The sequence below is a fragment of the Actinomadura sp. NPDC023710 genome, assembly GCF_040639875.1.
Classification (GTDB): Bacteria; Actinomycetota; Actinomycetes; order Streptosporangiales; family Streptosporangiaceae; genus Spirillospora; species Spirillospora citrea.
The window spans coordinates 1-7,770 of sequence record NZ_JBFAGB010000094.1 but is presented as its reverse complement, the minus strand read 5'-3'; the positions used below and the strand labels follow the sequence as shown (position 1 = coordinate 7,770).

At 72.7% G+C, this 7,770-nt stretch carries 7 protein-coding genes; all 7 read right to left on the bottom strand.

Going from position 1 to position 7,770, the window contains the following annotated elements:
* Positions 1–111: 111 nt before the first annotated feature.
* Positions 112–1,707, bottom strand: coding sequence for a Na+/H+ antiporter (locus tag AB0H37_RS44755; RefSeq protein WP_329091529.1), 1,596 nt, complete (start codon positions 1,705–1,707; stop codon positions 112–114).
* A 60-nt stretch (positions 1,708–1,767) separates the two neighbouring features.
* On the bottom strand, positions 1,768–2,649 hold the full coding sequence (locus AB0H37_RS44750; RefSeq protein ID WP_329091527.1) for a LysR family transcriptional regulator: 882 nt from the start codon (positions 2,647–2,649) through the stop codon (positions 1,768–1,770).
* 81 nt (positions 2,650–2,730) lie between these two features.
* Positions 2,731–4,290 carry an MFS transporter gene (locus AB0H37_RS44745; RefSeq protein WP_329091525.1) on the bottom strand — a complete coding sequence of 520 codons (1,560 nt, stop codon included), beginning with the start codon at positions 4,288–4,290 and terminating at the stop codon, positions 2,731–2,733.
* Entirely contained in the window at positions 4,290–4,553 is a 264-nt protein-coding gene (locus AB0H37_RS44740) for a UBP-type zinc finger domain-containing protein (protein WP_329091521.1), read from the bottom strand. The genes AB0H37_RS44745 and AB0H37_RS44740 overlap by 1 nt, the downstream gene beginning before the upstream one ends.
* A gap of 32 nt (positions 4,554–4,585) precedes the next feature.
* Positions 4,586–5,620, bottom strand: coding sequence for a GDP-mannose 4,6-dehydratase (locus tag AB0H37_RS44735; protein WP_179838654.1), 1,035 nt, complete (start codon positions 5,618–5,620; stop codon positions 4,586–4,588).
* A 351-nt stretch (positions 5,621–5,971) separates the two neighbouring features.
* Entirely contained in the window at positions 5,972–6,532 is a 561-nt protein-coding gene (locus AB0H37_RS44730; protein ID WP_329091519.1) for a CGNR zinc finger domain-containing protein, read from the bottom strand.
* A gap of 329 nt (positions 6,533–6,861) precedes the next feature.
* Positions 6,862–7,434 carry a hypothetical protein gene (locus AB0H37_RS44725; protein ID WP_179834545.1) on the bottom strand — a complete coding sequence of 191 codons (573 nt, stop codon included), beginning with the start codon at positions 7,432–7,434 and terminating at the stop codon, positions 6,862–6,864.
* Positions 7,435–7,770 lie beyond the last annotated feature (336 nt).

Sequence of the window (7,770 nt, the reverse complement as noted above, 5' to 3'; positions counted from 1 at the left end):
TCTGGCCCGCCCGGCAGAGCCAGCTCTACGGCGAGCTGGGCAAACTCGCCGAGACCGGGTTGATCGAGGTGCCAGCACGACGGCGGTGACCGTGGCCGGGGCGCGGCCGCGCTAGTCGCGGCTGAGGGCGACCTCTTCCAGGTCCAGCTCGTGCATGACACGGGTGAGGACCTCGTCGTCGATGCGGCGCTCGTCCCGCATCCGCACGAAGACCCGGCGCTCGGCCATCAGCATCTCCCGCCGTAGGCGCCGGTACGTCGCCGTCGGCACCTCTTCGCCCTCCGGGCCGGTCCCGCCCCCGAGCCGCTCCCAGGCGCGCAGCTGCCGGTGCTCGGCGAGCTCCCGGAGCCGGTCCACCACCGACGCGTCGAGCCGCTCCTCGGAGTTCAGCTCCTCCAGCCGCTCCAGCGATGCCTGCGCGGCGGCGTGCTGCGCGCCCGCGAGCGCCACGGTGTCGGCGTAGCGCTCCCGTTCCCCGCCGATGCCGAGCACGCGGATCAGCGCGGGGAACGTCAGCCCCTGCACCAGCAGCGTCCCGAGGACGGTGGTGAACGTCAGGAACAGGATCAGGTCGCGTCCCGGGAACGGCCGGTCGCCCGAGGCGACGAACGGGACCGCGAACGCGGCGGCGAGCGAGACCACCCCGCGCATCCCCGCCCACGACACCACCACCAGGCCGCGCCAGCCCACGCTCGGCAGCGCCCGCTCCCGCCGCGACAGCAGCCGCGGGACCTGCGAGGCGGGGAACACCCACACGAACCGGGCCGCGATCGTGACGGCGAACACCGCGGTCGCCCACCAGGCCAGCTCCTGCCAGCTCCGCCCCGACATCTCGTGGACGATCGGGGGCAGCTGCAGGCCGATCAGCAGGAAGACCACCGACTCCAGGAGGAAGACCATGACCTTCCAGAAGGAGTGCCCGATCAACCGGGTCACCGCCGCGGACTGGGTCTCCCGGTTGCCCAGGTACAGCCCGCTGACCACCACCGCGATCACCCCGGAGGCGTGCACGCTCTCGGCAATGAGGTAGGCGGCGAACGGGGCCACCAGCGCGACGCCGTTCTCCACCAGCGGGTCGTTCAGCCGGGTCCGCAGCCAGTGCAGCGGCGGCCCGAGCAGCAGTCCGACCGCCGCGCCCACGACGGCGGCGAACAGGAAGCGCCCGACGCCGTCCAGGAGGGTGAACCCCGCGCCCGTCGCCGCGATCAGCGCCACCCGGAACGCGGTCAGCGCGGTCGCGTCGTTGAACAGGCTCTCCCCGACCAGGACCGTCACCGTCCGGCGCGGCAGGCCGAGGCGCTGCGCGATGCTCACGGCCGCGACCGCGTCCGGCGGGGCCACGATCGCGCCGAGCACGAACGCCGCCGCCAGCGGCAGGTCGGGAACGATCAGGTGCGCCACGTACCCCACGGCGAACGTCGTGAACAGCACCAGGCCCACCGACAGCAGGCCGATGGACCAGACGTTCTGGCGCAGGTTCGTGAACGAGCTGTTCCACGCCGCGGAGAACAGCAGCGGCGGCAGGAACACGAACAGCACGAACTCGGGTTCGAGTTCGAACTCCGGTACGCCCGGGACGAAGGAGAAGGCGAGCCCCGCGATCACCAGGGCCAGCGGTGCCGACAGGCCGATGCGCCGCGCCGCCGCGGCCACCATCAGGGCGCCGACCGGTACGGCCAGCAGCCAGAGTGCGTGCGTCGTTCCCACCCGCCGAATCATGGCATGACCGGGCGGGAACGGCGTCGCGCGGGCGGCCCGGGAGCGCGGTCAGCGGGCGTGGTCGTCGCGGGAGGGCGCCTGCTTGGCGAAGGTGAGGAAGTCGCGGGCGGCGGGCGGGAGCCGGCGGTGCGCGTGCACCAGGCCGATCATGCGGGTGAGCGGCGGCATGAACGAGCGGACCGTCACCCCTTCGGTGTCGTCGATCTGGTTGCGGTACCAGAGTAAGGAGCCCCGCCCGGCGCGGACCCAGCCGAGCCAGGCACCGCGCTCGTCCGACTCCACCGCGACGACCGGCCGCGCGCCGATCCGCCGCAGCATCGTGTCGATCTCCGCGCGGCGGGCGCTGCCGCGGGCGGGCAGGACGAGCCGCATCCCGTCCAGCGCGGCCGGCGGCACCGGCTCGCGGACCTTCAGCGCGGGCGGGGAGATCAGCACCACCTCGCGCTGCTCGAACGGGTGCGCGGTCATGTCGCCGGGGACGGGCAGGTCGGTCAGCGCCAGATCGGCGCGGCCCCCGCGCAGCACCGCCGCGATCTGGTCGCGGTCCGCGCAGCGCACCACCCGGACCCGCACGGCCGGCTGGTTGCGCGCGAAGCGGGGGATGAGCCCGCCGGTCAGCTCCGGCTCCAGCGACGCGGTGACCGCGATGCGCAGCTCGGCGCCGCGCCCGTCGGCGCGCGTGACCGCCAGCCCCTCGATCGCGTCGACGGCGTCCAGGGCGGCCCGGGCCTGCCGGACGACCTGCTCCCCGACGGGCGTGAGGACGACGCCGCGCCCGGAGCGCGCGAACAGCTCCAGGCCGAGCTCGCGCTCCAGCTCGCGGACGGCCCGCGACAGCGCGGGCTGGGCCACGTAGAGGGCTTGGGCCGCCGACGTCATCGTGCCATGGTCGGCGGTCGCCACGACATAGCGCAGCTGCCGCAGATTCATGCACTGACCGTATGCCAACGAACCGCTCCGGTCCTGGACATAGCCGGATTCGGACCGGGAATCAGCGGACCGGTCCGGTGGTCAGGTCCCGGGCTCGGGCGAGGCCCGGCCGGCGCGCTCGGCCGGGACGGTCTCCGCCTCGGGCTGCAGCTGCGGCGCGCCGACCCCGCACTGGCGCCGGCATTCCGGCTCGACCGATTCCCCGGACGGCGTCCGCAGTGCGTCGTCGCCGACGGTGAGGAAGGACAGCACGGCCCCCGCCGCCAGGAGCGCGGCGCACGTGATCATCGCCAGCTTGAACCCGTGCGAGAAGACGACGGGGTTGTTGAAGGCGTCGCCCGTCAGTCCCGCCAGCGGCGGGATCGCCGCAACCGCCAGCAGCCCGCCGGCCCGCGCCACCGCGTTGTTGACGCCGCTGGCCACTCCCGCGTGGCGGACGTCGGCGGTGGCGAGCACCGTGGCGGTCAGCGGCGCGACCACCGCCGCCAGCCCCAGCCCGAACACCGTCACGGCCGGCAGGACGTCCCGGACGTAGGATGCGTCCTCGCCGATCCGGCCCACCAGGAGCATTCCGAGGGCCGCCACCACCAGCCCCACCGTCATCGGCAGTCGCGGGCCGATCTTCTGCGCGAGCGCGCCCGCCCGCGCCGACAGCAGCAGCATCAGCACGGTGACCGGCAGCAGCGCCGTCCCGGCCGCGATGGGCGAGAATCCGGTGACGACCTGGAGGTTCAGGACGAACAGGAAGAACATCACGCCCATCCCGCCGTACATGATGAACGTGACCACGTTGACGGCCGAGAACTGCCGCGAGGAGAACACGTCCAGCGGCAGCATCGGCTGTGGCGCCTCCCGGCCCGCTCGTCCGTGCGCCCGCCGCTGGCGCAGCCGTTCGACCAGCACGAAAGCGACGGCCGCCGCCAGGCCCGCGATCGCGGCGGTGGCGATGACCGGCGGGGCGGCGCCGCCGCCCGGCGCCTCGGTCAGCGCGTACGTCGTCCCCGCCAGGGCCAGTGCCGCCAGGGCCGCGCCGAGCACGTCGAAGCGCCCACGGGCCTGCGGGTCGACGCTCTCCGGGACGTGCCGGACCGCGACCAGCACCACGACGGCGGAGAGCGGCACGTTCAGCAGGAACACCCACCGCCATCCGGCGGCCTCCACCAGCCAGCCGCCCACGAACGGGCCGATCGCGCCGGCGACGCCGCCGAGGCCGGACCAGGCGCCGACCGCGCGGGGGCGGTCGTCGGCGGCGAACGACGCCTGGATGATCGCCAGCGAGCCCGGGGCGAGCAGTGCCCCGCCCACGCCCTGCAGCGCCCGCGCCACGACCAGCGTCCCGACGTTCGGCGCCGCGCCGCACAGCACCGAGGCCACCGCGAACCACACCACGCCGACGAGGAAGATCCGGCGGCGCCCGAACCGGTCCCCGAGGGAGCCGCCCAGCAGGATGAACCCCGCGAGCGTGAGCGTATAGGCGTTCACCGTCCACTGCAGCCCGGCTATGTCGGCGTCCAGGTCGCGGGCCAGCCTGGGCAACGCCACGTTCACGACGGTGGAGTCGAGGAACGCCACGCTCGACCCGAGCACCGTCGCCAGCAGGATCCAGCGTCCGGGCCCGGTGCCCAGACGGACGTCCGGCATCAGACGATCAGCTGGTCGGCGAAGCACCAGCGCCAGTCCTCGCCCGGCTCGAACGACCGGACGACCGGGTGCCCCTCCTTCGCGAAGTGCGCGGTGGCGTGGCGCCTGGGCGAGGAGTCGCAGCACCCGACATGCCCGCAGCTCAGGCAGAGCCGCAGGTGTACCCAGCGTGTGCCCTCGCGAAGACAGTCCTCGCACCCCTGCGGGGTGTTCGGGGACGGATCCTCCACCGGGAGGGACAGCACGTGCTCACAAGTGGCCATACGTAAATCGTGCCACGGCCGCGGTAACCGGATTACCAATGATCGGGGCTGAACGGTTCGTCCTCGGGACGCGCGGACCGCGACAGCAGACGCAGGTCCGACTCGACCATCATGGTCACCAGCCTCTCGAAGGTCACCTCGGGCTCCCAGCCGAGCTGCTCGCGGGCCTTCTTCGGGTCGGCGCACAGCAGATCGACCTCGGCCGGGCGCGTGTACTTGGCGTCCAGGACGACGTGGTCCTGCCAGTCCAGGCCCGCGGTGCGGAACGCGAACTCCACCAGCTCCCGCACCGACTGGGTCTGGCCCGTTCCGATGACGTAGTCCTCCGGGGAGTCCTGCGCCAGCATCATGCGCATCGCGCGGGCGTAGTCGCCCGCGTAGCCCCAGTCGCGGCGGGCGTCCAGGTTGCCGAGCCGCAACTCGGTGGCCAGGCCCAGCTTGATGCGGGCGGCGCCCAGCGACACCTTGCGCGTCACGAACTCGGCGCCCCGGCGCGGCGACTCGTGGTTGAACAGGATCCCGCTCACCGCGAACATCCCGTAGGACTCGCGGTAGTTCTGCGTGATGTAGTGCCCGTAGCTCTTCGCCACCCCGTAGGGGCTGCGCGGGTGGAACGGGGTCTTCTCGTTCTGCGGCGTCTCGCGCACCATCCCGAACATCTCCGAGGACGACGCCTGGTAGAAGCGGATCTGCCCGTCGCCCGGCGTGCGGGACGGGCTGATCCCCGACACCACCCGGATCGCCTCCAGCATGCGCAGCACGCCCATCCCGGTGACCTCGGCGGTCAGCTCGGCCTGCTGCCACGACATCGGCACGTAGGAGATCGCGCCCAGGTTGTAGACCTCGTCGGGCCGCACCCGCTCCACCGCCGAGATCAGGCTGCCCTGATCGAGCAGGTCCCCGGTGGTGATCTGCACGTCGCCGATGTGCTTGCGCAGCCGCGACACATGGGGGTTCGCCTGCCCCCGCACCAGGCCCCAGACCTCGTATCCCAGCTCAAGCAGATGCTCGGCCAGGTACGAGCCGTCCTGTCCGGTGATGCCGGTGATGAGTGCTCGCCTGGACAGCGGATCCTCCATGGCTGAAATAGGTCCGACGCGGGCTCACCACGGGCCCAAACCCGCAACGAGCGTGATTTATGAGGTTACCGACCAGGCCACGTCCATGACGAGGGAGGGCACCGTTTGAACCGAATTCCCTTCTGGTCCGCCCGCCGGTCCACTCGGTCTACCACGGTGATATCCGTTCCACCCGATCTCGCCCGAGGCCCCGCGACTACCGGAGCATCGAGATCGCGTCCGAAGGCGTTTTCGAGCCTGCGGGAAACTGATCGCGCAGCGAGCCCCCAGGGAGAGCCGGAGCCCCGCGGTGCCCTGGGGTCAGGTGCTCCCAAGGCGCTCGCCCCCCAGAGCACTGCCTCAACTCGGTGCTGACTCGCGCTGGCGGGCGCGGTAGGCGGCGACGTGCATGCGGTTGCCGCAGGTGCGGCTGTCGCAGTAGCGGCGGCAGCGGTTGCGGGACAGGTCCACCAGCACGCGTGAGCAGTCCGGCGCCTCGCAGGTGCGCAGCCGGTCCAGCTCGCCCGCCGCGACCACGTAGGCCAGCGCCATGCCGCAGTCGGCGGCCAGGTGCTCGCCGAGAGGCGCGCCCGGCGCGAAGAAGTGCACGTGCCAGTGGTAGCCGTCGTGGTCGGTCAGGTGCGGCGTGGTGCGGACCTCGCCGACGATCTCGTTGATCCGCCGCACGGCGGAGGGGACGTCCCGAGAGCGGAACACCGCGTGGAAGCGGCCGCGCAGTTGCAGCACGCGGTCCAGGTCGGCCGGGGTGAGCTCGCCCACGTCGCTGAACGCGTTGCGGTCCACGAACTCCCGCAGGCCGGGCAGCCCGCCGAGCTCCTCCGCGCCGGACGCCGCGGCGCTCGTGTTGATCAGGTCGACGACGACGGCGAGCGCGTGCTCGGTGTCATGAGTGAAGATCACGATGACTCCAGTCTCGGGGGACCCGGGCGGTCGGGTGCCCGGCGGCGTCGCCGGGGCCGGAACGCGGCCCGTGGACCCCACCATATGACGGGGACGGCGCACGTCGGCGCCCACCCCGCCAGGACACGCTGGCGCCCACGGCGCCGGGATCCGGGCGGGAACGTTCCATTCCGTGGCCCACGTTCGCGACTGACCTTGAGATGCTCTACCGCAAGGGCAGGGTCGGCACCGAGACGCTCCGCGAGGTCGGGCGGGAACTGGGCTTCGAGGACCCCGCGGCGGTGGGGAGGCCGCCCTCCTGAACCCGGTCCCGCCGCGCGGGCGGGACGTCAGCGCTCGTAGTGGGGGTCGGCGACGACCGGGTAGTAGGCGTCGGTGTGCTGGATGCGCATCGTGACCGCCGAGCCGTCCAGCGCGTAGTCCGCCTTCACCTGGCGGAACATCGAGTCGCTCGCCCACGGGTTGTAGAGCCGCCCCACCGTGGCGCCGTACCGCAGGTGCACGACGTCGTAGCCCCCGGACGGCATCGACTCCAGCGCGAGCCCGTCGGCCAGGGAGACCGCGAACCGGAACTCGGTCGGCGCGTCGGGGCCGTGGATCACCGTGAGCAGGCGCACCCCGCCGGCCGTCGTCTGCGCGACGATGTCGGTGTCGACGTCCACGCCGACGAACACCCGCAGGCTCGGGCGCAGCACCTGGGCGACGGTGTCGGCCGCCGCGACGTCGATGCCGAAATGGATCCGCTGCCCGTCCCTGGTCGGCACCCACACTCCGTCACGGGCACGCTGTCCCCAGGCGACGTCGGGGTTCTCCATCTCCTGAGGCTCGTTCTTGCCCCGCGCCACCAGAATCCTGGAAGCGGCGCTCATCGCCGCGGCAGCCCCGTCCCGTGCATGCCTCATGGCGGGCCCCCTCGCCTTCTTCCATCACCGCGTGACTTCGCGCTCGTCCTGGGTTTACCACGGGCGAGACGGACAGGACCCCCGATGGCCTGCCCGTGGTCGATTCGCGACGTTCGCCCCGTGCGTCGTTGGACCTTACACCACGCTTATACGGGCCGGTCGGGGCCGGGCGCAGATCCTTTTCCCGGCAGGTCGCGGCGCCGTGACGGTGCGCGCCCGGCGCCTCACGCAGCGGTCCGCGGGCCGCCCGGCGACCGGGCAGGTCCACAGGTCTCCCTCGTGGTCGGGGGCGAGTGCGGCCCAACAGGTGACGACGGCGTGGCAGTGCGGGCAGTC